Source organism: Aquimarina sp. AU119 (genome assembly GCF_900312735.1).
GTDB lineage: Bacteria > Bacteroidota > Bacteroidia > Flavobacteriales > Flavobacteriaceae > Aquimarina > Aquimarina algiphila.
Window position 1 is genome coordinate 360,663 of record NZ_OMPF01000001.1, and the last position, 24,353, is coordinate 385,015.

At 32.0% G+C, this 24,353-nt stretch carries 24 protein-coding genes; 7 read left to right on the forward strand and 17 right to left on the reverse strand.

The genetic code is table 11. The features are described 5' to 3' along the window. Nucleotide 1: 1 nt before the first annotated feature. The 4 genes from DK442_RS01475 to DK442_RS01490 all read right to left on the reverse strand — a co-directional run bounded on the left by DK442_RS01475 (nucleotide 2) and on the right by DK442_RS01490 (nucleotide 2,585). Nucleotides 2-535, reverse strand: coding sequence for a DUF4178 domain-containing protein (locus tag DK442_RS01475; RefSeq protein ID WP_109434068.1), 534 nt, complete (start codon nucleotides 533-535; stop codon nucleotides 2-4). A gap of 5 nt (nucleotides 536-540) precedes the next feature. Beyond that, entirely contained in the window at nucleotides 541-1,335 is a 795-nt protein-coding gene (locus DK442_RS01480; RefSeq protein ID WP_109434069.1) for an ion transporter, read from the reverse strand. Then, complete coding sequence (speD, locus tag DK442_RS01485; protein WP_109434070.1) at nucleotides 1,325-1,702, reverse strand: adenosylmethionine decarboxylase; 378 nt, start codon at nucleotides 1,700-1,702, stop codon at nucleotides 1,325-1,327. Before speD ends, DK442_RS01480 begins: the two co-directional genes overlap by 11 nt. 166 nt (nucleotides 1,703-1,868) lie before the next feature. Continuing rightward, nucleotides 1,869-2,585, reverse strand: coding sequence for a PspA/IM30 family protein (locus DK442_RS01490; RefSeq protein WP_109434071.1), 717 nt, complete (start codon nucleotides 2,583-2,585; stop codon nucleotides 1,869-1,871). A gap of 405 nt (nucleotides 2,586-2,990) precedes the next feature. Between DK442_RS01490 and DK442_RS01495 the strand changes: the two genes are divergently transcribed. The 6 genes from DK442_RS01495 to DK442_RS01520 all read left to right on the forward strand — a co-directional run bounded on the left by DK442_RS01495 (nucleotide 2,991) and on the right by DK442_RS01520 (nucleotide 11,742). Then, complete coding sequence (locus DK442_RS01495) at nucleotides 2,991-3,509, forward strand: RNA polymerase sigma factor (protein WP_109434072.1); 519 nt, start codon at nucleotides 2,991-2,993, stop codon at nucleotides 3,507-3,509. Between the two features lie 71 nt (nucleotides 3,510-3,580). After that, nucleotides 3,581-4,537 carry a FecR family protein gene (locus DK442_RS01500; RefSeq protein WP_109434073.1) on the forward strand — a complete coding sequence of 319 codons (957 nt, stop codon included), beginning with the start codon at nucleotides 3,581-3,583 and terminating at the stop codon, nucleotides 4,535-4,537. Between the two features lie 86 nt (nucleotides 4,538-4,623). After that, complete coding sequence (locus DK442_RS01505; RefSeq protein WP_109434074.1) at nucleotides 4,624-7,317, forward strand: TonB-dependent receptor; 2,694 nt, start codon at nucleotides 4,624-4,626, stop codon at nucleotides 7,315-7,317. Between the two features lie 4 nt (nucleotides 7,318-7,321). Beyond that, complete coding sequence (locus tag DK442_RS01510; protein ID WP_109434075.1) at nucleotides 7,322-8,125, forward strand: DUF4249 family protein; 804 nt, start codon at nucleotides 7,322-7,324, stop codon at nucleotides 8,123-8,125. 186 nt (nucleotides 8,126-8,311) lie between these two features. Beyond that, nucleotides 8,312-9,169: a hypothetical protein gene (locus tag DK442_RS01515; RefSeq protein ID WP_109434076.1), complete on the forward strand. Its 858-nt coding sequence runs from the start codon at nucleotides 8,312-8,314 to the stop codon at nucleotides 9,167-9,169. A 962-nt stretch (nucleotides 9,170-10,131) separates the two neighbouring features. Continuing rightward, nucleotides 10,132-11,742 (forward strand): isocitrate lyase, encoded by a 1,611-nt coding sequence (locus tag DK442_RS01520; protein ID WP_109434077.1) that lies wholly within the window; start codon nucleotides 10,132-10,134, stop codon nucleotides 11,740-11,742. 217 nt (nucleotides 11,743-11,959) lie between these two features. Here the strand turns inward: DK442_RS01520 and DK442_RS01525 are convergent, their stop codons facing one another. The 12 genes from DK442_RS01525 to DK442_RS01580 all read right to left on the reverse strand — a co-directional run bounded on the left by DK442_RS01525 (nucleotide 11,960) and on the right by DK442_RS01580 (nucleotide 20,566). Continuing rightward, nucleotides 11,960-13,027 carry an alkene reductase gene (locus DK442_RS01525; RefSeq protein WP_109434078.1) on the reverse strand — a complete coding sequence of 356 codons (1,068 nt, stop codon included), beginning with the start codon at nucleotides 13,025-13,027 and terminating at the stop codon, nucleotides 11,960-11,962. Nucleotides 13,028-13,099: 72 nt separating this feature from the next. Further along, complete coding sequence (locus tag DK442_RS01530) at nucleotides 13,100-13,324, reverse strand: tautomerase family protein (protein ID WP_109434079.1); 225 nt, start codon at nucleotides 13,322-13,324, stop codon at nucleotides 13,100-13,102. Between the two features lie 130 nt (nucleotides 13,325-13,454). Next, nucleotides 13,455-14,219, reverse strand: coding sequence for a DUF6503 family protein (locus tag DK442_RS01535; protein WP_109434080.1), 765 nt, complete (start codon nucleotides 14,217-14,219; stop codon nucleotides 13,455-13,457). Nucleotides 14,220-14,268: 49 nt separating this feature from the next. Continuing rightward, a complete protein-coding gene (locus tag DK442_RS01540) occupies nucleotides 14,269-14,565 on the reverse strand; it encodes a putative quinol monooxygenase (protein WP_109434081.1) in 297 nt (98 codons plus the stop codon). Nucleotides 14,566-14,820: 255 nt separating this feature from the next. Continuing rightward, nucleotides 14,821-15,285, reverse strand: a complete 465-nt coding sequence (locus tag DK442_RS01545; protein ID WP_160114009.1) for a hypothetical protein — start codon at nucleotides 15,283-15,285, stop codon at nucleotides 14,821-14,823. A gap of 19 nt (nucleotides 15,286-15,304) precedes the next feature. Further along, nucleotides 15,305-15,817 carry a hypothetical protein gene (locus DK442_RS01550; RefSeq protein ID WP_109434083.1) on the reverse strand — a complete coding sequence of 171 codons (513 nt, stop codon included), beginning with the start codon at nucleotides 15,815-15,817 and terminating at the stop codon, nucleotides 15,305-15,307. A gap of 75 nt (nucleotides 15,818-15,892) precedes the next feature. Next, nucleotides 15,893-16,426 carry an NAD(P)H-dependent oxidoreductase gene (locus DK442_RS01555; RefSeq protein ID WP_109434084.1) on the reverse strand — a complete coding sequence of 178 codons (534 nt, stop codon included), beginning with the start codon at nucleotides 16,424-16,426 and terminating at the stop codon, nucleotides 15,893-15,895. Between the two features lie 133 nt (nucleotides 16,427-16,559). Next, entirely contained in the window at nucleotides 16,560-17,402 is an 843-nt protein-coding gene (locus DK442_RS01560) for an AraC family transcriptional regulator (RefSeq protein WP_109434085.1), read from the reverse strand. A gap of 368 nt (nucleotides 17,403-17,770) precedes the next feature. After that, a complete protein-coding gene (locus tag DK442_RS01565; RefSeq protein ID WP_109434086.1) occupies nucleotides 17,771-18,193 on the reverse strand; it encodes a nuclear transport factor 2 family protein in 423 nt (140 codons plus the stop codon). 34 nt (nucleotides 18,194-18,227) lie between these two features. Then, nucleotides 18,228-19,325 carry an NADH:flavin oxidoreductase gene (locus DK442_RS01570; protein WP_109434087.1) on the reverse strand — a complete coding sequence of 366 codons (1,098 nt, stop codon included), beginning with the start codon at nucleotides 19,323-19,325 and terminating at the stop codon, nucleotides 18,228-18,230. 46 nt (nucleotides 19,326-19,371) lie between these two features. After that, a complete protein-coding gene (locus DK442_RS01575; protein WP_109434088.1) occupies nucleotides 19,372-19,926 on the reverse strand; it encodes a peroxiredoxin in 555 nt (184 codons plus the stop codon). A 235-nt stretch (nucleotides 19,927-20,161) separates the two neighbouring features. Then, entirely contained in the window at nucleotides 20,162-20,566 is a 405-nt protein-coding gene (locus DK442_RS01580; RefSeq protein WP_109434089.1) for a nuclear transport factor 2 family protein, read from the reverse strand. A gap of 389 nt (nucleotides 20,567-20,955) precedes the next feature. On the opposite strand from DK442_RS01580, the gene DK442_RS01585 reads away from it, so the two are divergent. Further along, nucleotides 20,956-21,708, forward strand: a complete 753-nt coding sequence (locus tag DK442_RS01585) for an SDR family oxidoreductase (RefSeq protein WP_109434090.1) — start codon at nucleotides 20,956-20,958, stop codon at nucleotides 21,706-21,708. A gap of 421 nt (nucleotides 21,709-22,129) precedes the next feature. Here DK442_RS01585 and DK442_RS01590 read toward each other — a convergent pair whose 3' ends face one another. Beyond that, entirely contained in the window at nucleotides 22,130-24,352 is a 2,223-nt protein-coding gene (locus DK442_RS01590) for a heparinase II/III family protein (RefSeq protein ID WP_109434091.1), read from the reverse strand. Nucleotide 24,353: the final 1 nt, after the last annotated feature.

Consider the following 24,353-nt stretch of genomic DNA (forward strand, 5'->3'; position numbering starts at 1 on the left):
TTTATTTTGGTAGAATATTGGAAAACTCATATTCTTTTACATAACTCCCGTGAGAAGCTTCGAATTCTTCTTCTCCAACTCTACTTATCGAGATCAACTCTTTATTATCTCTATTCTGATATGTCCAATTGATTAGTTCGTCATATTCTTCTTCCTCTCCTTCTTCTATACAATGCCCCATACTAGAATCTATTTTTGTAAAAATACTATTATTATAGTTTATGGTACCAGGGGCATCATCATTAGCAATAATACTTTCCATTATATTAGATTGAATGTCTAATAGATCCATTTTTTTCCAAACAGAACAGATTAATTCATCATCTTCTTCAATATAAAGATACAAGGATTCATCCCCAGAATCTAAAAAACATTCTCTTGCATAAGAATTATTTCCCCAATCATATAAATACACAGATTTAACTTCCCATGTTTTTATGAAGTAATCAACCATAAACCCTTTTTTGAGATCATTCACTGTGAAATCTACAATGCTTTCGCTTTTATCCTTCTTAAAAAAATCAAATATTCCCATATAAATTAATTTACATTCTTACCACAATGTTTGCAGGTTTTATTTTTATTTTCCAAAGTATCGCCAAATCCATTTGCTAAAATTCCTGCAGGCAACGCAAATAGTCCAACCCCCAAAATGGCCATTATCCCTGCCATAAATTTACCTAATGACGTAATTGGATATACATCTCCATAACCAACCGTTGTAAGTGTAGCAACTCCCCACCACATTGTCGCAGGGATACTTGAAAAAGCTTCAGGCTGTGCCTTATTTTCTACAAAATACATTAGACTTGAGGATACTACCAATAATGTTAATACCGCAAAAAGCGAAATTATTAACTCTTCTTTTTTAGATCGAATTACAGTACGAATGTGACTAAAAGCCCTGTTATATCTTGATAGTTTCAATATTCTAAATAAGCGAACTAATCTTACCCCTCTGATAACTCTAGAATCGACAGTAATTAACAAAGGAATGTAAGCAGGTACCACAGCAATTAAATCGATTATACTATAAAAAGAAAATAAATATTTTAATCGTCCCATTACTGGTTTCGAATGCTCTTTTTTTTCTGTAATAGACCATATTCTAAAAACATACTCGACCGTAAAAACACAAATAGAAAAAATCTCAATAGTGTCAAAGACAGATTGGTAATCTTTTTTTAATGAATTAACAGATTCGAGAACGACGGCTACTACATTCAAAAAAATTAATGAAATAATAAATAGGTCAACTCTTCTACTCCATTTATCATCAGGCGCTCCTTTTTCTAAAATTTCATACGAACGCTTTTTAAATCTTTTATAGTTCATCTAGTTGCTTTATGTTACTATTTATCAAACCACGTTCTACACTTTTAAAATTATGAACTTTAGATTTTAATGCTTTGGCTAATAATTGATACGATGTAAGATAATCCATATCAGTATTACAAGTAAAGAAATCTACAGCAGCATACCCGTGTTCTGGCCAAGTATGTATTGCCAAATGACTTTCGGCTACAACAACTACTCCTGTTACTCCTTGTGGTGCAAATTGGTGAAATACTGATTTTATTATGGTTGCGCCAGCAACATTTGCTGCCTCATTCATAGATTCTTCTAATACATCTAATTTATTAAGAATAGTATCAGAACATTCATAAAACTCCATAAGTATGTGTAATCCTAGTCCATTCATTTTTGTAAGTAAAGTAGTTTAAAGGTTAGCTTACTAGCAACAATTAATTACGAAGTGGTTTATTTTTTTATTCTAGCGAAAAATAATGATTTTTTAACCAAATCTAAACCGCTTCATATGTAACACCTGTAAATAAAAACCAACAGGTCTTTGGCTTCATTATTTTTTAGTTATCCTTATTTTTTGAAGCTATTTTTGCTTTTAATTCAGCCAAATTATCCGACACCTTATCATTAGTACTATCCTGTAGTACGCTATTTATTTCATCATCTATTGATTTTCCTTTATTAGCAATACTTCCATAAGCATCAGATAAGGCTTCTTCTTGTTCTACCTTTTCTTTCATTTTTTCTAATAAAGAAATCGTATTGGAAGAATCAATCTCAGAGATTTGTTTATTTAGATTTTTGGTAGCAGACGCTACTTTTACCCTTGCCTTTAAAGTTTTCAATTCGTTTTCCCAAGAATTAATATTGGATCTTAATTCTTTTACATTACCTTCTAACTTACTAACATTTTGGCTCAATAATAACTGTTCTTTTGAAGTTCTTTCTACATGCTCTTCACATGCTGCTTTTTTTTGTAATGCTTCACTAGCCAAACGATCAGCTTCATCCGATGCTAATTGACCGTCTGCCGCCTTTTTAAGTAACAAAATTGCCTTTTTTTCATAATCTTCAGCCCTTTGAGCATCTTTTCTAATTTCATTTTTAGATCTAATTTCTAGTGCTTTAACTTCTGCTAAAGCTTTTAGACTATTTTCTAGATCTTTTTTCATATCTCGAATCCCTTGCTCTGTCATTTTTATAGGATCTTCTAATTTATCGACTATTGCATTTGTTTCTGCTTTTCCTATAGTAAATAATCTCTTAAACAAACTCATATAACATCTATTTTATTGGTATGCAATGAACACATTACATATTTTCATTCTATTTAAAAAACAAATATAATACATTTTTTTACGTTTGCTAAAAAAATTAGCAACAAAAATATTATTATTTGAAGCTAGCCCTTCAACAATATCCACACAAACAAAAAAAACACTATAAGCTACACGAACAATAAGATAGCACTACATTCATTTTACCCATAAATAGCTAATTTTTTTAGCACATCTATCTTGTTTTAAAGGATTCAGGCTTTAAAACTTTAACCCAGATATTGGATACGATTGATATATTCAATTAAAAATTAAAAAAAAATGTGATGAGGAAGTAAAATGTAACAGAAATGAATTTTGAACGTTTTTTATATAATTTAGCAATACTAACCTTTACTAAATTATTTGAATAAAAAAATCAAATCGAATTCTATCAAAGAGGCCAAATTTTCCAATTTGTTTGACAAGCATTATAACAGATTGTACAATTATGCCTTTAAAGTTTTAAAAGAAACTGACCTTTCTGAGGAGTTAGTTCAAGAAACTTTTATCAAGCTATGGGGAAATTTTGAGCATATCAAGGAGTCCGAACGTTCTATTGAATCATTTTTAATCACAACCCTCAAAAATAAAATTATAGATGATTATAGAAAAAAACAGACCAGGGAAAAACATACTAATTTATATGCTCTTAACACCAGTATAGAAACCCATATTGATAAACAATGGGAATTAGTACAGCGTATTGAAGATATTTATACTACTCTCGAACAAAAAACCTCAGATATTTTCAAACTATCAAGAGATAAAGGTTTGACTTACAAAGAAATTTCTAAACAAAAAGGCATTTCTATAAAAACCGTAGAACTTCATATTTCAAAGGCTTTAACAGCATTTAAGAACGGCTTAAAGGATTACTTTTAAGAAAAAAACGGGTTTTTAATAGGGAGACCCTGCTTGGCAAACGTCTTATAAGTAGTAAACACCTTTTTGGTATGGAGCATTTTAAAATTACAGAAACCGAACTTTGGGAATATATCTCAAAAAAGGCTGATGATATAACGATTCAAAAAGTAGAAAAATGGATGGATTCTACAGATTTTGATGAAGATCTATTTATCAAAATAACTACCATTCATAATCATACTTCTGAACAAAGTCCTTCTATCGAACAAGCTAAAAAACGTTTTTTTAATACTGTCAAACCAAAAAAATTGATTTGGAAAGGCATGCTAAAATATGCGGCCATACTGATTGTAGTAATTTCTGGAACATATCTATACAATACTTTATTATCAAATAACAATCAAATAGTCGTACAAACAACTTTTGGTGAACAAAAGAACATAGAACTATCAGATGGCTCCAAAGTTTGGTTGAATGCATCAAGTAGCTTATCCTATGATGCAGAAACTCCAAGAACTTTACACCTGGAAGGAGAAGCATTTTTTGAAGTTGCAAAAGACACATTACATCCCTTTACAGTTACCACACCAGATCACATTACAGTAAAAGCTTTAGGTACCAGTTTTAATGTTAAATCGTACATGGATAGTCCTATTACAGAAACAAAATTACTTACAGGTAAAGTAGAGGTTACTTCTGATATACAGTTTGAAAAAAGTGTTATAATGATTCCGGATGAAAAAGTAATCTTTTATAAGAACACCAAAAAAGTAGTAAAGTCTAAAATGGATCTTAATGAATCTAAAATTGCCTGGAAAGAAGGAAAAATACAATTCGAAAACAAAACCTTTAGAGCAATAGCCATTGACCTAAAAGCTCAATTTGGCAAACAAATCCACTTTAAAAATGAAGACATTGCAAATTCTAAATTCACAGGTTCTTTTGATAATACAACTCCTATAGATGAGATTTTTGAAACCCTTAAAATCTCAAAAGATTTTACATATAAACTAAATACAAAAACTAATGAGTGGATAATCCAATAAAAAAGTGGGAAAACTGCCATTTCCCCACTATAAATGCTAAAAAATTCTAATCGCGAAATCAGTAAAAATTAACAATATTCAAATTTATGAAAATAAACCTTTTTGAGGTCATCCCATGGCCAAAAAATAGTTATGGAAAAACCATTTTCTTAATGAAATTATCCTTCTTTCTTTATCTTGTTTTTTGTTTTCAACTCTTAGCATTCAATGGGTTTTCTCAAAACAATGTCACACTAGAGGAAGAAAATAGTTCATTAAAATCAATTATACATAAAATTGAAGAACAAACATCTTACAATTTTATTCTAAATAACGATATAATCGATGTTGATCAAAATTTTAGTATTAACGTTATAGAAAAGGATGTAACAGAAACAGTTGCATTACTTTTTAAGAATTCTACAATTTCTTATAAAATCAAAAAAAATCATATTATTCTTTCCAGAATCAAAAAGAAAAATGGTGATTTTACCATTTCTGGAGTTATTACAGACGCAAGTTCAGGCGAAACACTTATAGGTACCAGTATTATTGTCAAAAATAGTAACAAAGGGGTATTTACTAATGAATATGGTTTTTATTCTATAACATTACCAAAAGGAGATTATCTTTTTGAAATTTCACACCTGGGTTATGTCACCAAAGAAGTTGAGGTTCAATTGCAACATAATATGGACATAAAGATAGAACTTCAGCCCTCTTCAAGCGAGCTAGATGAAATCGTGATATTATCAAACCAGAACAATAAAAGTCAGGTAGCATCAATTCTTGGAGGGACTTCTAATTTAACAACATCAGAAATAAAAAAATCACCAGCTCTTTTGGGAGAACCAGATATTACCAGAACGGTATTAGCGCAACCAGGGATTAGTAGCGTTGGCGAAGGAACCAGCGGTTTTAATGTAAGAGGTGGGAATGTAGATCAAAATTTAATTCTACTCGACGAAGCTCCCTTGTACAATACCTCACATTTATTTGGATTGTTTTCTATTTTTAATGCAGATGCTATAAAAGTTATACAATTATATAGAGGCGAAATCCCAGCACGTTTTGGAGGTAGAGCATCATCAGTACTAGAGGTTCGACAAAAAAACGGAGACTCAAAAAGAATAAAGGGAGAAGGTGGGTTAGGGTTATTGTTTTCTAAATTTACTATAGAAGGCCCTATTAAAAAAGATAAGGTAAGTTTTTTAGCCTCTGGTAGACGATCTTATTTTGATGTATTTTTTCCTTTTTTTAAAGGAAACGAAGCTGTTGATAAATTCCATTTTTATGATTTGAATACAAAACTTACCTGGAACATCAATAAAAACAATACATTGTATGCCTCAGGTTTTTTTGCTGCTGATATTATAAAATTTAATCAAGAAGAAGAAGATGGTGAAGGGGGATTTGATTCTGACTTAGACCTTGGATGGACAAATACTACTGCTACCTTACGATGGAACCATATCTTTTCTAATAAATTATTTGCAAATATTACAGGTATTTATAGTAAATATGATTATTCATTTGGAACCAGACAGGATCTTGGAGAAGAAGACATAGAAGACACCTTTAATAGGTCTATCAAAAATTGGATTTTTAAGCCTGATTTCACTTATTATTCAAATCCTGCTACAAAAATGAGATTTGGTCTTTCTGGTAATTTATATCAATTTATTCCAAAACAAAAAATACCAGAAGGCAATGTTCTTCTTGACAAAGAAAAAGCAGTACAACTAGCAGCGTATTATAGTATTGAAAAGCAATGGAATAAATTATCACTGCACACAGGTTTACGGTATTCCTGGTTTGCAAATTTTGGTGCGGAGAGTATAGCGATCTATAGGCCTGATTTACCTCAAACGCCAAGTACAGTTATAGGCTTTAGAGAGGTTAAAAATAACGAAATATCTAAAAGTTACTTTGGACTAGAACCACGCCTGGCCTTAAAATATGATTTTAATGATCGAAAAGCTTTTAAAATAGGGTACAATAGAATGTTTCAATACATCCATTTAATTTCTGCTCAAACTATAGTTTTGCCTAACGATATATGGAAACCATCTGGAGAGTACATTTCTCCCTTAGAAGTGAATCAGTTTTCGGCCGGATATGCATATGATAGCAAGGATCAAAGCTATAATTTTTCAATAGAAGGGTATTACAAAACATTTGACAATATAGTAGAGTATAAAAATGGAGCTAGGTCAGGAGTGGTTGACAACTTAGAAACCGAGTTAGTTCCCGCCAAAGGTTTTTCTTATGGATTAGAGTTAGCAGTCCATAAAAATAAAGGGAGACTAACTGGAAATGCAAATTATACCTATGCCGTATCTAAACGGAAAACAAAAAGTAATTTCTCTTCAGAACAGATTAATAACAACGCATATTTTCCTTCAAATTTTGACAGACCTCATATATTGAATATTACGGCAAATTATAAATTATCTAAAAAGTGGGAAATGGGAGCTTTTTTCACCTATCAAACAGGAAGACCCACTACTCTTCCCAATGGTAGACTAAGCATAAACGGAGATTCATTTCTTACATTTTCTGATAGAAATGCCTTTAGAGTTCCAGACACCCATAGAGCCGATATTTCGTTTACCTATACACCCACAGATAATCCTAAAACCAATTGGAAAGGTAGTTGGAGTTTTGGGTTATATAATGTGTATGGTCGCAAAAACGTTTTTTCCGTTAATTCTACTTTGGACGATAACAAATTAGAAACTGGACAAATCTCTTTGATTCCAGCCCCAATACCCTTCATATCTTATAATTTTAAATTTTAGAATCATGAAAAAACTACCTATACATATAATATTTGTTTTCTTATGTATTGCAACAAGTTGTGTTGATGACATCGCTCCAGATTTTGAATTTAAAGAGCAAGTTTTTGTTTCTGGATTGCTTACCAATGAAGAAGGTTTTGTGTCAGTTCAAATTCAAAAAACAGTAGCGGTAACCGATACCACTTTTGGTGCTATAAACGATGCACAAGTATCCTTATTTACAAGAGATGCATCCAATACAGTCTCGTTGGTTTCGGATTCGTTTACAGTAAATAATGGTGAATATAGAACATCAGCAATAATTACTCCCATAATTGGAAATACTTATTGGATCGAAGTCATGCTACCTGATGAAACTGTACTCATATCAGAAGAAGAAATTTTAAAATCACCCATACCCATTATAGATATGGTAAAAAACGGAAACACGGTTCGGGTAACTTTTACAAGCCCAATCGATGAACAAAATTTCTACTTAATTCGCTCAGAGGTACTTAAAGATGGTGAGTTAATTTCTGATGAATCAGGTGTATTTGATGATAGAGCTATAAATGAAGAATTAGAAAAAAATCTTGACATTAGTTATAACATAAGTAATGGTGATGCATTAAGGATCAGTATCAACAATATTAACTTTAACACGTTTCAGTTTTATCGCAATGTACTTGGAAACCCAGATGATCTGGAGCTATCATCTTTATTCCTGCCTATTAACATTGTCGGTAATATTACCAATACTACAAATTCCGAATTGACATTTGGCAATTTTGGTATAGCAGGATTTAGTACCATGACTATTAATTTCTAAGCGAACACTTTTTATAAATACACTTTTTTCAAAACTAGTTGAGGTAATAAATTACCCCCGGCAGTCTTATCCTTCTATTTTAAAAAAACAACACCTTTTAACAATGTAATTCACTTATTAAAAAGAGGTTACCATAAACAAGGTGCCCTATCAAATAATTATAAATAACATAAAAATTAAAGTATTATGAAACATTTTAGCAAGTACACAACAACAATTATTTTATCATTACTTTTTATAAGCTGCAGCTCTGATGATGCCAATCAAACTATTGGAATATCTAAGGAAATTAAAGATTTAATTTATTTCAAAGGAGATGAAGATGCATCTACAGTTATAGTAAATGCCCAAAGTGGACCAGATACAAAACTCAGCACAGGTGAAGTTGACGAAATTTTTCAAACTTTTGATACTACCGACCTTTTAGTGGTAAATGTACACCAAGCACAAACATTAAATCCTAGTCTATTTGAAGCAAATGATATAACATTTGATAGAGCTATTGATTTAAATACAGAAAGTGTAGAAATGATTTACAAGGTGGTTAAATATTTTAAAGATCAAGGAAGAACTGTTTATGTTTTAGGAATTTCGTTTGGTGCATTTATAGCACAAGATCTTATCTCAAAAAAAGGAGCAGATGCAGCAGATCAGTACCTCATTATGGTAGGTAGATTAGATATGAATGCTATTATGTGGCAAGCATTTTCTGAAGGAAGGCCCGGGTATTTTGAAAACGGAATTACTCCTATAATTGACCAAGAAGTTGGTGCAGATTTAATTGATAGAAATTTGGATCGACTAGCCGCTGGATTGTCGATGAATAGATATACAGAACTTCTTAATACGTTTGAAGACTTATCCAACATCACCTACATTTATGGAGAAATTGACGAAGCCGTTGGTAGACTTACCGATTTAGAAATTGAATTTTTGCAGTCAAAAAACGTTAACCTAATCACTAGCAGTGGAAATCACGATGACACTATTAATGATTTTGTTGTACAAGGTTTTAATGAGGCATTTGGAATACAATTACAATAATTAATCATACCATAGGTACAGTTGACAAGAAGTTACTAATAATTTCACAGGCTATTTTTCATGATTAAAATGCTGTAAAAATACTTTTCTGGTATTTTTAATAAAACCGATGTTCTTCTAAAAACAAAAATATTCACAAACAAAAATGACCATCTCAAAATGAGGTGGTTATTTTTTTTTAGTATTTCTAATAAAACCAACACGATTATACTCTTTTGTAACAAAACTAAAACAGAAATTTTATAACATTCTAAACTATAAAATCTCTACAATGAAAGCCAAAGTCTTATCAAACTTAATAACAAGATATAGTTATAAAACACATCCGAAGTACAGAAAAGCAGAATAATTTTATCAATTTTTAGAATATTATATCCTTTTTCAATCTTATTGAAGTTGAATCACAATAAACCAAAAAAGCTGAGATTACTTCAATTGCAATAACTTCTCAAAAAACAGACAAACCATTGATTATCAATAAAAAAAACAAAACATCAAGATTGATTTCCAACAATTTTTAGCTAGAGAAAATAACTTTTGCGAACATGAAATATTTCAACTTTTTTACACATTTAGCGAACGTTCGCTTTTTTTATCAAAAACTTTTTTATAATATTGCCCTGTAATTAATTATGAAAAACAATAAATCATTTGTCCAAACTATATACAGCTTTCATAAAAAGGTGATCTAGAAGTATTGAAAAAATGAGGTTATGATTTTCTTAATCGCATTGCAAAAAAAAGAACCCCACAAATGCTGTTTCGTAGATATTGATCGGGATTCAAATTATTAATAAAATGGTAAAAATCTAAAGGATGAAATCTAAAGCAAAAACCAAAACATTGGTTACAAATTGGGCTATTAATAATACGATTGACTACAATAGTTATGATTACAATGCTCAAAAAAACAATAGTTAAAACAAAAACATTAACCTAAAATAAAAATTAAAAACAAGATTATGACTACTTATAATTCGACTCTTGATATCGTACGTAAACTAAAGGCAAAACATGGAAATACCTGGGCAACCATAAATCCAGAAAACGCGGCGCGTATTGCTGTACAAAATAGATTTAAAACAGGATTAGATATTGCCAAATACACGGCTTCTATCATGCGCAAAGACATGGAAGCTTATGATGCTAATAGTATAAATTACACACAATCCTTAGGTTGCTGGCATGGTTTTGTTGCCCAACAAAAAATGATTGCGGTAAAAAAGCATAAAGGCACTACAGATAAAACATACCTATATCTTTCTGGTTGGATGGTAGCAGCATTACGTTCAGAATTAGGGCCTTTACCAGATCAATCCATGCACGAAAAAACCTCAGTTCCTAAATTAATCGAAGAGATATACACCTTCTTACGTCAAGCTGATGCTGTAGAATTAAATGATCTTTTTCGTCGTCTGGATGCAGGAGAAGATGTTCAAGCCGAGATCGATAATTTTGAGACCCATGTTGTACCTATCATTGCCGATATTGATGCTGGTTTTGGTAACGAAGAAGCAACGTATCTTTTAGCCAAAAAAATGATTGAAGCGGGTGCTTGTGCACTTCAGATCGAAAACCAAGTGTCTGATGCTAAGCAATGCGGTCACCAAGATGGTAAAGTAACAGTACCACATGAAGATTTTATAGCTAAACTAAATGCCCTGCGGTATGCGTTCTTAGAATTGGGTGTAGAAGAAGGTGTAATTGTTGCCCGAACAGATTCTGAAGGTGCCGGTTTAACACAAAAACTACCCGTATCTATGGAGGATGGAGACTTGGCATCACAGTACATGGATTTTGTTGAAGCAGAGGAAGTTCTTATAGGTGAGGTTAATGAAAATGATGTCTTATTCAAACGTGATGGTAAATTGGTTCGTCCGGTACGCATGCCAAACGGTTTGTATAAATTTAAAGAAGGTTCTAATATCGATCGTGTTGTATTGGATTGTGTTACAAGTCTAGAGAATGGTGCAGATTTATTATGGATTGAGACTCCGACGCCAAATGTTAAGCAAATTGCGCATATGGTAAACCGAGTTAAAGAAAAGGTGCCAAATGCCAAATTAGTATACAACAATTCTCCATCTTTTAATTGGACGATCAACTTCCGTCAGCAGGCATTTGATCTTATGGTAGAATTAGGAGAAGATACATCTGATTATAACCGTTCTGAGTTAATGGATGCTAAATATGATGGTACTGAATTATCAAACCGAGCAGATGAAATGATTCGATTATTTCAAGCAGAAGCATCTCGTGATGCTGGTGTATTTCATCATCTAATTACACTACCAACATATCATACGACTGCGTTACATATGAACGATCTTGTGGAAGGTTATTTTGGAGACGAGGGAATGTTGGCTTATGTAGACTCTGTTCAACGTCAAGAAATACGAAAAGGTGTATCTTGTGTAAAACACCAACGTATGGCAGGTTCTGACTTGGGAGATGATCATAAAACATTTTTTGCTGGAGAAAAAGCGTTAAAAGCTGGCGGAGAGAAAAATACCAGTAATCAATTTGAAATTAAAACAAATATCAAAGAGCCAGAACTGGCTTTAGATAAGTAAAATTCATATTGAAGTTGTTTAGAAAGGTGACCTACAATAAGGTCACCTTTTTTGTAGCTTTAAAAAATAAAAGAAGCTGTTGAATTACTTTAGTAGAAGTGAAGTTCTATAGTGTTAGCTTGATCATGAACAAATTAAAACATTGAATCTACATCTAATATTGAAAACGAAAGAGTAGTTTAATTACGGCTACTCTTTTGTTGATGAAAAATTGTAATTAATAATCTGTATAACCTACTTCGCCAGGTGTATAGAAAGTATCAGGATTAGGATCTATAAGCTTTTGATTATTTTTTAGCTTCTCAACCAGATTTGGATTTGAAATAAATGGCCTTCCTATATATACTAAATCGTATCCTTCATTAAGTAGTTTCTCAGATTTAGATATGCTATCTACATCTCCTCCTACAATTATATTTCCTTCAAAAACAGTCTTTATCGTTCGTTTTATATTTGTAGTAAAATCAGGAGCATTCATAGCAACTCTTTGATCAACGATATGAATATAAGCTATACCTAATTTACCAAGCTCCTCTGCCATATATGTATAGATATCTACCAGATCATCATAATCTCCTTTCATATCATTAAAAACACCATAAGGAGAAACACGAACTCCAACTTTATTACTTCCTATAACATCTGCTACGCGTATTGCAAGTTCCGGTACAAAACGGGCTCTATTTTTATAATCTCCGCCGTATTCGTCTGTTCTAACGTTAGTTTTCGGATTAATGAATTGTTCTAATAAATATCCATTTGCTGCATGAAGCTCGACTCCATCAACACCTGCATCAACCAATTGCTTTGCAGCGTTCACATAATCGTCCTGAACTTTTTTGATATCTGCAATAGTCATTTCTTGTGGTGTATCATGTGGCTGAAACCCTTTACTGTCTGTATATATTTCTCCTTCTAGCGTTATCGAAGATGGAGCAAGTACTCGTGAACCTTCTGGTAAATTTAACAGCGATGTTACCCGACCAGTATGCATTAGTTGTACAAAAATATTTCCTCCATTTTCATGAACCCCTTCTGCAACATTTCTCCATCCTTCAATCTGCACTTTTGAATATGCACCTGGTGTTCTGGCATATCCAAGACCATTGGGCGAGGGTGAAGTACCTTCTGAAATGATTAATCCAGCGGTAGCTCTTTGTGCGTAGTATTTACGCATTAATTCATTTGGAACATTATTAATAGCTCGACTTCTTGTTAAAGGAGCCATAACAATTCTATTATTTAATTGTATATCTCCTAACTTAAATTTTTCAAACGTTTTCATATTTTTTATTTTTTTTATATCATCGTCTTTAGACTACTTCATGAATATAGGCGTATCAACTATTATCTTTCGTTAAGCAGAAACAAGGTTTTTGACTATTTCAGAGGTAACCACATTACCTCCAATACTCCAATTAACTGGATCTTGTTCATCTATGATTACTGTAACAAACTTGGCAAAATCTTCATTGCCTCTTCCTTCTGTTTTGATCATCAATTCTGTTATCCCTTGATGGATTTCTTTTTTAATTTCTTCTGTAAGCATTCCTTTTGGCGTACTAATTTTTACTGTTGGCATTTTTTTTACGTTATTAAAGGTTTATAATTTATTTACATTTTTTTATGAGGAGTGATATAGGATTGTTTAAATAGAAAATATCCTTCTCTAATCTCACATTTTACTTTTATCCTCAGAATATTATTTTAAACTACTTTGCGTAGATGTCCATATCAATTTTAGTATTAAACTTGATGTTTGTCCAATAGGTTGTCGCCCATTTTTTACCCACGACTTCACCTTTCCAATTAGATGAAATTTCTACACGTTCTGTAGGTACTTTTATACCATTGATTGTCTTGTAATGAAGCTTTAACAATTCTGGTTCTGTGATTCCAAATGCTACGACTGTAAACAATAATTGATCAATTAGTTTTGTTTTTTTGTTAACATATAACACATAAGTATCTTGAGAGTCTCCAATATTATTACCAAATGTTACTTTTATCAGATCATAATCACGTCCTTCTACTTTTTTGTTACCAATATGTTGCAGATTTAATCCTTTATCCTGTAACTTAAAGAACATGGCGAACCAATAATAATTTGTCTTTCTCCAAAACCGTGCTATTTGATTTGCTTGCTTATCATTAGAAATTTTATCATCAAACTTTATCCAAACATTTTCTCCGTCATACGCTTCTGTTACTTTACCTTTTCCTTTTAACATAGAATGTTCAGAATATGTTGCAAAAGAGCGTTCTTTATCAAAAACATAGATTTCCTTACTCACAAGAGACATTGGCGTATTTGGATCTTTATATTCTACATCATAAGTGACATTTTTCATATTGTAGAAAGCATTCTTGCCTCCCAATTCATTAATCATATCTGCTATTATTTTTTCAGCATTTTGAGCAGATACCATAGGTATTGTAAAGATTGCTATCAGTAGGGTTTTAATTGTGTTTTTCATTTTTTAATGTTTATTTTATTATTTCTATTTTGTGGATTTATTGTTGTTTTTATGCATCGGTCAATACTTCTAGAATTTGTAAGTCTATTTCTGAAAAAAGCATAGACCTAAGTATCTTAAAATCTCCTGTTCTATTTCTCCACTCTCCATAATCCAGGTAGTGCTGACTAGATTCCCAATGCTCTATGAGGATAAACTTATAAGGTTCCATAGGAAATCTTGATATTTTTGCACTTTCGCACCCCTTATAATCTCTTGTATCAGGAAGTATTCTTTTAAAAAAATGGTGGACTTTTTCAGTGTTTTCTGGTTGAGCAACTAGCTCTATTTTTACCATAATTTTCATAATATCTGCTTTTTGATTACATAGAGTACTATAATGACCTTAATGCTCTGTCGAATTTCTATATTTTATTAATTTGTTGTTGTGTATGTTTTTCTCACAATCTTCAGATTATTGCTACCCTTCAACACTCATTCATATTTGACAAACAATACGTCTTGTGTTTAAAATTAAATTGGTGTATCGGCTATTTCTAACAATATTTATAATAGCAGCCTATTTCAGTATTAGTTTTTAAGAAAAAGGTTATTATTATTTTTACCAAGACTTAATGGATTTAAGAATATTGAAATAAAGTCCCATCCCTAAAAATGGTGTAGGATCATCTCCAAATGTGCCTCCTACTTCGATGTAACCTTGAATATAATTTTCTAATATTGGCGTGGTGAAACCCAAAAAGTAATTCCCTGTGTTTCCTGTTAATATTTTATCTATTGCTATATACGCTCCAAATTCATTTGAGATATTATAATTAACAAAAGCACCTGCTCCATTTGAACCAAAATTATAGTAGGGAGCTATGGACCAATCCCCTTTTACAATAGCAGCAGTAAAGAATAGTGAAGTGTCTACAGAAAACGGCGGATCTCCTTCAAAAATAGTCGTTGCAGAAGGTGAAAAAATAAAACCAACAAGTATTTCTTTAGACAGTTTTTTGTCTTGAGCTATCAGGTTTATTGTAAACAAAAACAAGAAACCCAATAAAAATATGCACCTGTACATCACTAATTTTAGGTTGAGCTTATTTATAAATTGAGGTGATAGTAGGATCCACATTCCAAATATCAACAGCCATTTTCCATTCCCCTTTTTTATCTTTTTTCCAAACCGTAACGACTTTTTCAAATAGACTTACCGTGTTGTCATTTTCACCATCAAAATTCACTAACATTAGATCTATTGTATAACCTAAATCAACACTCTTAGACACAAAAGCTTCTTGTGGTTCCCAAGCGACTTTAAAACCAGGTAATGATTGAAATTCTTGTAATATTTTTCTAATCTTTTCATGACCTCGTATAATCCCTTTATCTGGAGCCATCATTATACCATCCTTTCCAATAAAACTAAAATATTCTTCGGTTGAAAATGTTTTAGACCACTTGCGACTGGTTTCCATTAAATTATCTTCTTCATACTTTTTTTGTTCTGCTGTTTGCTCAGCTAATGGTTTTACCACATGTTTTACTTTTTCCTCGTTTGCACAAGAGGTTACTAAATAACCTATTAATGCTATTAAAAATAATTTTCTCATTTTTCTTTATTCATTATTATTATTAAAAATTATTAGGGGTGTTTAATTAATTACGAATACTCTTAGTTACCTGATTTATAAGTTTTCTATAAAGCTTATGTAGTTTTTGGTATTCGCCTCGATATCCTCTTGAGTTGGATTATGTTCTTCGCCATAGAATGCATAGAGCGGTTTATAATCTGCTTTGACATACTTAAATGTAGTTTCAAAAGGTCTGGTTAGTTCTTCGAGCGTATATTCGTATTGCCCTGTTGCCTTATAATCCTCTTCTTTAATACCTGCAGTAACGGCTAATGCAAACTTTTTACCTGCAAGTTTATAACCGCTATTTTTACCAAATGCCCATCCATGAGTCAAGACATCATCTATCCATTTCTTTAAAAAAGGTGGACAATTGAACCAATAAAACGGGAATTGAAGCACAATTTTATTTACAGATTCTAGTAAAAGTTGTTCTTTTATGACATCTATTTCCAGAGTTGGGTATGTAGAATGTAAATCATGAATAACATATCTATCTGGGTATTTCTGAAGTTCTTGAATCCAACGTTTATTTATTTTAGAACTCCCTAATTTAGGATGCGTTACTATAATTAATGTTTTCTCCATACTCATTTGTTTTAGAACACATTTATTGAATCTTTTTATGTGTTATTTGTTTTATAAAATGTTTCTAAAACAAAGGTATTGAGATCAAATGGGCAACAAATGGAGGAAAAGTCCGCAGATATGGATTATAGGTTCAAGCTATATTTTTTTGACGATACTCTGTTGGAGAACCGCCAATTTTCTTTTTAAAAATTCGTGTGAAATATAAAGGATCATTAAATCCTACTCCGTAGGCAATTTCACTGACAGGCATTTCTGTAATACGAAGAAGTTCTTTGGCTCTTTTTAATTTTTGGTCAGTTATGTAATTATTAGGAGTGTCATTAAACACTTTTTTGAACTCTCGTTTAAAAGAAGACAGGCTCAGATTACATAACTTAGCCAATTCATCTAATCCTAAATTCGAATAACGGTGCAACTCGATTACATTTTTTACATGAACGCTCCTAGTTGAATATAGATCAGAGATTAATTCTTGTATAGAACAAACATTTTCGGATTGTATAAGCAATAACACCAGTTCTTTTATTTTTAACTCAAGTAGATCGTTATTTATCAAAATTGGATTCTGAAAATAGAACTCTAGAGATTCTATAAATCTCGAAATAACCTCTCTTGACACTACTACTTTACTTTGTATATTACAGTCTCCTTGCTCTATTATTTTAGGTAACTCGTTTGCATATATTTTCTTTAGTACTTCCGGATATAAATGCACGACCATAACTTCAACTTGTTCATCATCGGTTTTCTTCAACATATCCAAAAAATGATTTCCGCACTTTAACAAAACTGCTTCTTGACTATTTACCTGAACATTCTGCTCTGCAGATAATAATTTAGGTGCTCTATCTTTAAAATATATAAAACAACCACTGTTTTCAAAAATAGCTTCATATCTAAAAGGAGTACCAATTTTCACCTTTTCGATAAGGATTTTATTGTCATATTCAAATGTAAGTCGCTCAAGAATCATTTAGTTATTTTTTATGAGTCTATTTATATTTAATTATATTAATTAACCAGAAATAGTATTCAATATAAATATACTATTTCTGTTCTTCTTTCAACAAAACATTTATTATGGATTGTTGGGTACTACTGCACACTGCAAAAGAAAGATACCTGTTATTTAAGGTTGCCACCAAGATACTCGCTATAGCTTTTTTCTTATGGATTCATCTTCAATGACAAAAACTTTAAATAGCAATAATCCATAAGAAGAAGCTGATCGTTGGATTGATTTTTGCAAATCATCATGATTAATTTCATGTGATATATTGTACAGCATAACCCGCCTATCTGGCGGGTTATAGGTTACACCTTATTTTTATGTATGTGCTATTATTTTGACTCTTGTCTAGTATAATATATTTTACTTACTATTTTCCACTCTCCATCAACTTTTAACAGATGCATAAAATCTATGTATGTAAAGGTTGGGAACTGAATTTCCAATTGTGCACTCGCAGCGTTACCAGCAATGTTTACTGAAACGACACGAGTATTTATCTTTTCCTTGTGCGGAGTTCCATCCATACCTTCTGTTAAGCCTTTGATAGCATTAACTTCTTTATAGTCATCGCCAATCCATTTCATAGTCGCCGTTGGATGATATGCCTTTTTAAGTGTTTTAGCGTCGTTATTCACAAGTCCTGTTAGATAATAATTCACTGTTTTTTCAACAAGTTGTAAATCTGTTTGTTGTGCTTGAAGTTCTGTTGTTATAGTTGTTACTATAACCAATATAGATAAAAGCTTTTTCATATTTTTTTTATGTTTTTCTGTTTTATATAATCATTTAATTTTCAACAAAATCCGGCCATGTTTTCATTAATGCAATAAATTTCGGACTAAGGCCTTCTTTTTGAAGATGTTCTGCCGACACAGGAAGATTTAAAGGGATAAAATCTTTATTATTTAATACTTGTTTAGGAAAATCGTGATGTACAATGCCAGACTTTCCTATGGTTACAAAGTCTACTCCAGAATTAAGAACCTTATGTACTTCTGCACCACCAGTTATTTTACCAGCCACAGTAAGCTTAACACTTTTATAGTCTAATTCTAAAAAATGATCCAACAATGATTTATTAGTTTCTGTTTGCCCTTCAGGAATTTTAAAAACATCCCATAGTGAAAGATCTATAAAGTCAATTTTATCAGTATTAATCAATCGTTTAGCTATCAATTTTACTTCTTCTAAAATCATTCCGTAACGTTCTGGTGATAAACGAACACCGATAACAAAATCGTTTCCACAAGCAAGTCGTATACCATCTACAATTTCGAGTAATAATCTGGATCTGTTTTCAAGGCTACCGCCGTATTCATCGGTACGATGGTTAATCTCACTACTCAAAAATTGCGCGATCAAGTATCCATGTGCACTATGAATTTCTACTCCATCGTAGCCTGCTTCTTTTGCTCTGACTGCAGCCAATATGAAATTATTTCTTACCTCATGTACTTCTCTTAAAGATAACTCCCTTGCATCAAATTCTTTGTTGATTGAAGGACCTACTGGTTGCCCATCTATTAAATCTTTAGGAGAACGCATGCCTCCATGAAAGATTTGTATAACCGCAAGACTACCATGAGCTTTAATACTCTTTGTTAGTTTTTGATGTCCAGGTATCTGATCATCTGAATAAATACCTAACTCTCCTTCCCATACTTTTCCATTGGCCATTACATTTGAGGCACATGTCATCACCAAGCCAAATTGTCCTTTAGCTCTCATTGTTAACCAATGTAGTTCTACATCTGATAATCTCCCATCGTCATGACTTTGTTTATTGGTCAAAGGAGCCAACATAAACCTATTCTTCATGACTTTTTTGCTAGTAAACTTTAAAGTTTCATTAGCTTTATTCGCTTTGTAATTAACTACGCTCATTTTGATGACTAATTCTTTTAAATATCTAAATCTGGAGAGTTATTTTTTAATTCATTTCTAAAGTAGAGACAATATCCCATTCTAAAATCTTGGACACTGGTAAATGGTCATCATATGTATTGCCATAGTGTGCTTTTACCACGTTTTGTTCTTCATCAATCAAAAAGTCTGCAGGTAAAACAGGGTCTTGAAATGTCGTTTTCAAACTAAAAAAACCTCCGGTTATAGCTTTGGATACTTTACCCGGATTAAACATGGTTTTTAACATGCCCTTGTAAGAAATATCGATCCCATATTTTTTATAAATATTGTATTTCTCATCAGGAATGATCGGGAATGGTGCCTTTTGTTCTCCAGCGTACTTTAGAATCTCAGCTTTTGATGAAGCAAAAAGAGCAACCACCTTTATCCCTTTTTTTATAAATTCATCATGTTTTTTTATCAATTCTCTAACTCCCATATTACAAAAGGGACAAGCAGCTTTCCTAAAAAAAACCAGATATAATTTTTGCCCCATGTAATCAATTAGATTTATCGTCTCTCCATTGATATCTTCTGCCTTAAAAGGTATTAAAAGGTCATTCTCTACTATCTTTTCCATTGTTTTTAAAATTAGTTTCTTAGTAAAAAAGACATATCTGTTTTATTAATGACTACCTTATATACTCCCGTTTTTATTAAACCTGTAATTCATTCTTTTATCAGAGTTTCTTTCTTACACGTGATTAGTCATTTTCTTTATTAATCAACAAAGGCTGGATATCATTAAGTACACCATTTATATCAATCCATCATAATATAACCAGCCCTCGTGTATAGTTTTACACTACGTTAAATTAATTTTTTGCGTGTGAGTCATATACCTTTCCACTTATTTTCCATTGTCCGTCTTTCTTGTATAAAACAAAGAAATCGGTAAAACGAAAACCAAGCCAATCAATGAATTCTACCTTTGCTGCTGCTGCAGGACCTGAAATATCAATCCAGGCAATATGATGTTTTACATTTTCTGACGCTCCTAGAGAACCTACCGCTTCAGCAAACTGATCTGCGGTATGGTTTAAATGATCCCCATTCATAGATCCTACAATATGTGCATGTTCATAAAATGCAGTACGAATCACTTTCCCGTCTCCTGTCTTTGCACTTTCGATATAAGGTTGAAGCGCTTTTACTACTTCTTGATATTCATTAAAATTTTGAATCTCGTCTTGTGCTGTCTCTTTTGTTATTGTTTCCATTTTTATTTTAGATTTTTTTATTAAATAAACTATTTGATTCTATCAGATATTCTTAGAACCTGATTACGACAACAAAGATATCGTCGTTATGCAAACAAGGAATGGAGAAAAAGTTCTTTGATATGGACAATACGTTCAGATAATATATTGTCTCAGACACATTATTAAAAAGATATCTTATACCATTTATTAAAACAATACCTAAAAGGAAATAGCAACTTACCTCATCATTTTTGAGAAAGCTATCAAATTTGACCCAAATATCCATACATAAGGACTATTTCTCCTGTTCAATTCTAAATACTGCATCTACTTTTGCCCCTGATAATAACAAATTATTGCGGCATACATTGAAATGCTAAAACATTAAACTTTATAAAAAAAACGATATGAATTTAACAGACAACATTACAGGAAAAGTAGTAGTAATTACAGGAGCAAGTAGCGGATTAGGAGAAACCACAGCTCGTTATTTGGCATCAAAAGGCGCAAACGTAGTTTTAGGTGCCCGACGAGAAGAACGTCTACAAACGATCACAAAAGAAATCAATGCTCAAGGAAATGGCAAAGCAATTTATGTTAAAACCGATGTAACTAAAAAAGAAGATGTACAAACTTTGGTTGAAGCAGCGGTAAGTGAATTTAGTAAGTTAGATGTGATGATCAATAACGCAGGATTAATGTCTATTGCTCCTATGAGCGAAGTTAAAATCGATGAATGGGATCGTATGATTGACATTAATATAAAAGGTGTTTTATACGGGATCGCATCTGCTTTACCAATTTTCCAAAAGCAAGAATCTGGACACTTTATTAATTTATCTTCTGTCGCTGGAGTAAAAGTATTTAGTCCAGGAGGAACTGTTTACAGTGGGACAAAATTTGCTGTTCGAGCAATTTCTGAAGGTTTACGTCATGAAGTTGGTGGAAATATTAGAACAACCTCTATCGAGCCAGGACTTGTAGATTCTGAATTAAAACATGGTAGCTCACACACAGAGAGTTCTGATTTTGTAAAAGAGTTTTATCAAATCGCTATTCCATCAGATTCTATTGCGAGAACCATTGCTTTTGCGATAGAGCAACCCGCCGATGTAGACGTCAATGAAATCGTTATTCGTCCAACAGTTCAGGATTTTTAATCCGTTCAGTATTTTCACAATCAGTGGACCTTAAAGAATAGCTTACACACAGAAAACCAATGACGAGATTCATCAGGTTTTCTGGTATAAAAAAACCATGCTCCGTTTTGGAGCATGGTTTCATTTATATCGATTATTGCCAAAGTTAATACTTCGATTTGTCTTCTAACTCTATTTTTAATCTTTAAACAACTGTATTTGATAACATTTCATAGTATTTGGATACACAAAATCCCTGTATATTTTGATTATGTTTCAATTAAAGAAAACTCAAGCTTCTGTAAATATGAATTTTCTCTTGGCCGTCTCCAATAATGCTGTATAAAAAGAATTTAAAGAAAACATCTTAACAAATCAATAAGCAACTCTATACCAATTAATTACCGCTATAAAAGCTTTTATTGCTTATATCAAACATATATTATTTAGGAAAACTCAAAAACGCTCCTGGTTTTAAAACAAAGTCCTGAATTGATTTTCCCGAAATTTTTCCTTTAATTTCTTTATCACTCAAATTGTAAAACGTAGTCTCTCGATCATTTTCTTTAATAAAAATATCACTTTCAGCATCTAATGTAATCTCCAGATCTTTCCTTTTTAAAGATTTTAAGTTAAAAAAATACCATTCATTACCTTTTGAAATTGATGTCACCTTATTTCCTTTAACTTCATAATACGTTTGATGTAAACTCCATTTTTTAATTTTTGGAACTGCTGCTTCTTCGTCAATTCGATTATTGTATCCTTTGTACGGATAAATTAGGGTGATAAATTCAAAATTTTTAGATGGCGCTGCCTTAGCGATATTCCAATTTTTTCCTCTAGTACCTCCTTGCTCTACGCTATCTATTGTATTGATTTGATAAATATCACAACCTGAAGCATCATCGTAAATGGCGCGTAATAAATTTGGGCTTTTTTCTTGAGTATAGTGACCTTGCCATACTTGCTTATAGCTATGCTGTTCGTTGGCTTTAAAATTATCTTTTACAATCCAAAAATCTCCTTTTACATAGATTACTTGCCTGCTATAATTAACTCCCAAGTCAGAAAAACCATCATGACTTCCTGTAAAAAAGTCGAAATCAGAATTTGTCTCCCAACCGATCACTTTTGGAGTGGGTAATGACTTGAATTTCCCAAAACCACTTCCTCCTTTGTTTGAAGTCCATTTTTTTCCTTGCAACTCATCATCTACCAAGGCTACATTTTTAGTCATTGAATTTTTAAATATCTCTAAATCTTTCAACGGATAACGTACTTGGTAATTTGGTAAAATAACTTGGGTATTGGCAATAGCTTGTACTCCCAAAACATCCCCGTGTTGATGGTCTGGTTTTTCGGTATCCACACCGGCACTAATAATCATCATTTGATCTTTGGTATTCCACCCTTTTCGCATCACATAATATTGAGTTTCGGGTAATGCTAATGATTTAAATTTGGGCTTTTGAGTAGCTATATCCTTTAAAGATTCCAGCTGGTTCTTTCTTAAAAACCAATAAATTTTAGAAGCTACTTTATCTTTAGAAAAATACCCCATCACTGGATCATCAAATAATAAATACCCTAAAGTCATTGCACCTGAAATATCATTTTTTTCTGCCCAAGGAATATTGGTGTCATCCTGCAAAACAGGGGCTGTTTTATCAGGATACGCAATTTTTATTAAGCTTATAAAAAGTGACTTTAATTTTTCCTCCCACAGTGTATCTATTTTTAAATCACTAATTTTTAATAACTGGTACACGTAAAAATAATTTTCAATGTCGCTTATATGATAGTGTACGGATCGTTCAAATTGAAATCCATCGGGATTAATTTCTTTGTCCAAATGTTCTTTTAATCGTTTCATTGATCTTTCACGCCAAAGATCAGCATCTTTAAAATCCCTAAATAAAATAGAAAGTATTGCCAGTGCTGACATCCCTCTGGTTTGATGATTCCCTGCTCTAAATTTTGAATTATTTTGGTATAAATCTGCCGCGTGTTGTAGTAAAGTAGCTATGGTGATCAATTGCTCTTTATCATCATAGCTTTCTTCCCCAATAAACATATTGTGAATTTGAAGCCAGTTTAAAATTCGATAGCCCGATCTAAATACCTCATATATTCCATTGCCCGAGTCCAAGGTTTCTACTTTTTTATTAGCAAGTGCTTCATTTAAGGAATTTCGTTGCTCTAAAAAATAATTCAAATATTTAGGGTCTTTGTTTGAATTAAAATAATGAAAAGCAATATCAACCATTTTATGTTGCCTGGCCAAATGCCTAAGTGCATAAGCATTTACTTCTTTTTCATTACTATAAGTAAAAGGCAACTGCCATTTGGTTGTTGCCGAAAACTTACCCATATGATCTTCTGCTCTACTCCTATGTTGTTCTAGAGGTGTATACATAGCATTATAATCTTCTAAACGCGCTGAAAAATTATTCCAATCTGAAAAAAAGCGTTCTGAAAACTTCAAACGAAAATAGTGAGCTAAATCACTTTCTGAATCCAGTTTTGTTTTGAGATCTTCTTGCAAATAGTTTTTCAATTCTGTATTCAAAAGTACTCTATCGGTTGGTATTTGTGCTTGAACTATCATCCCTACGATAAGGAGTAATAAAAAACACACTACGGTCTTATATAATGGTGTCATA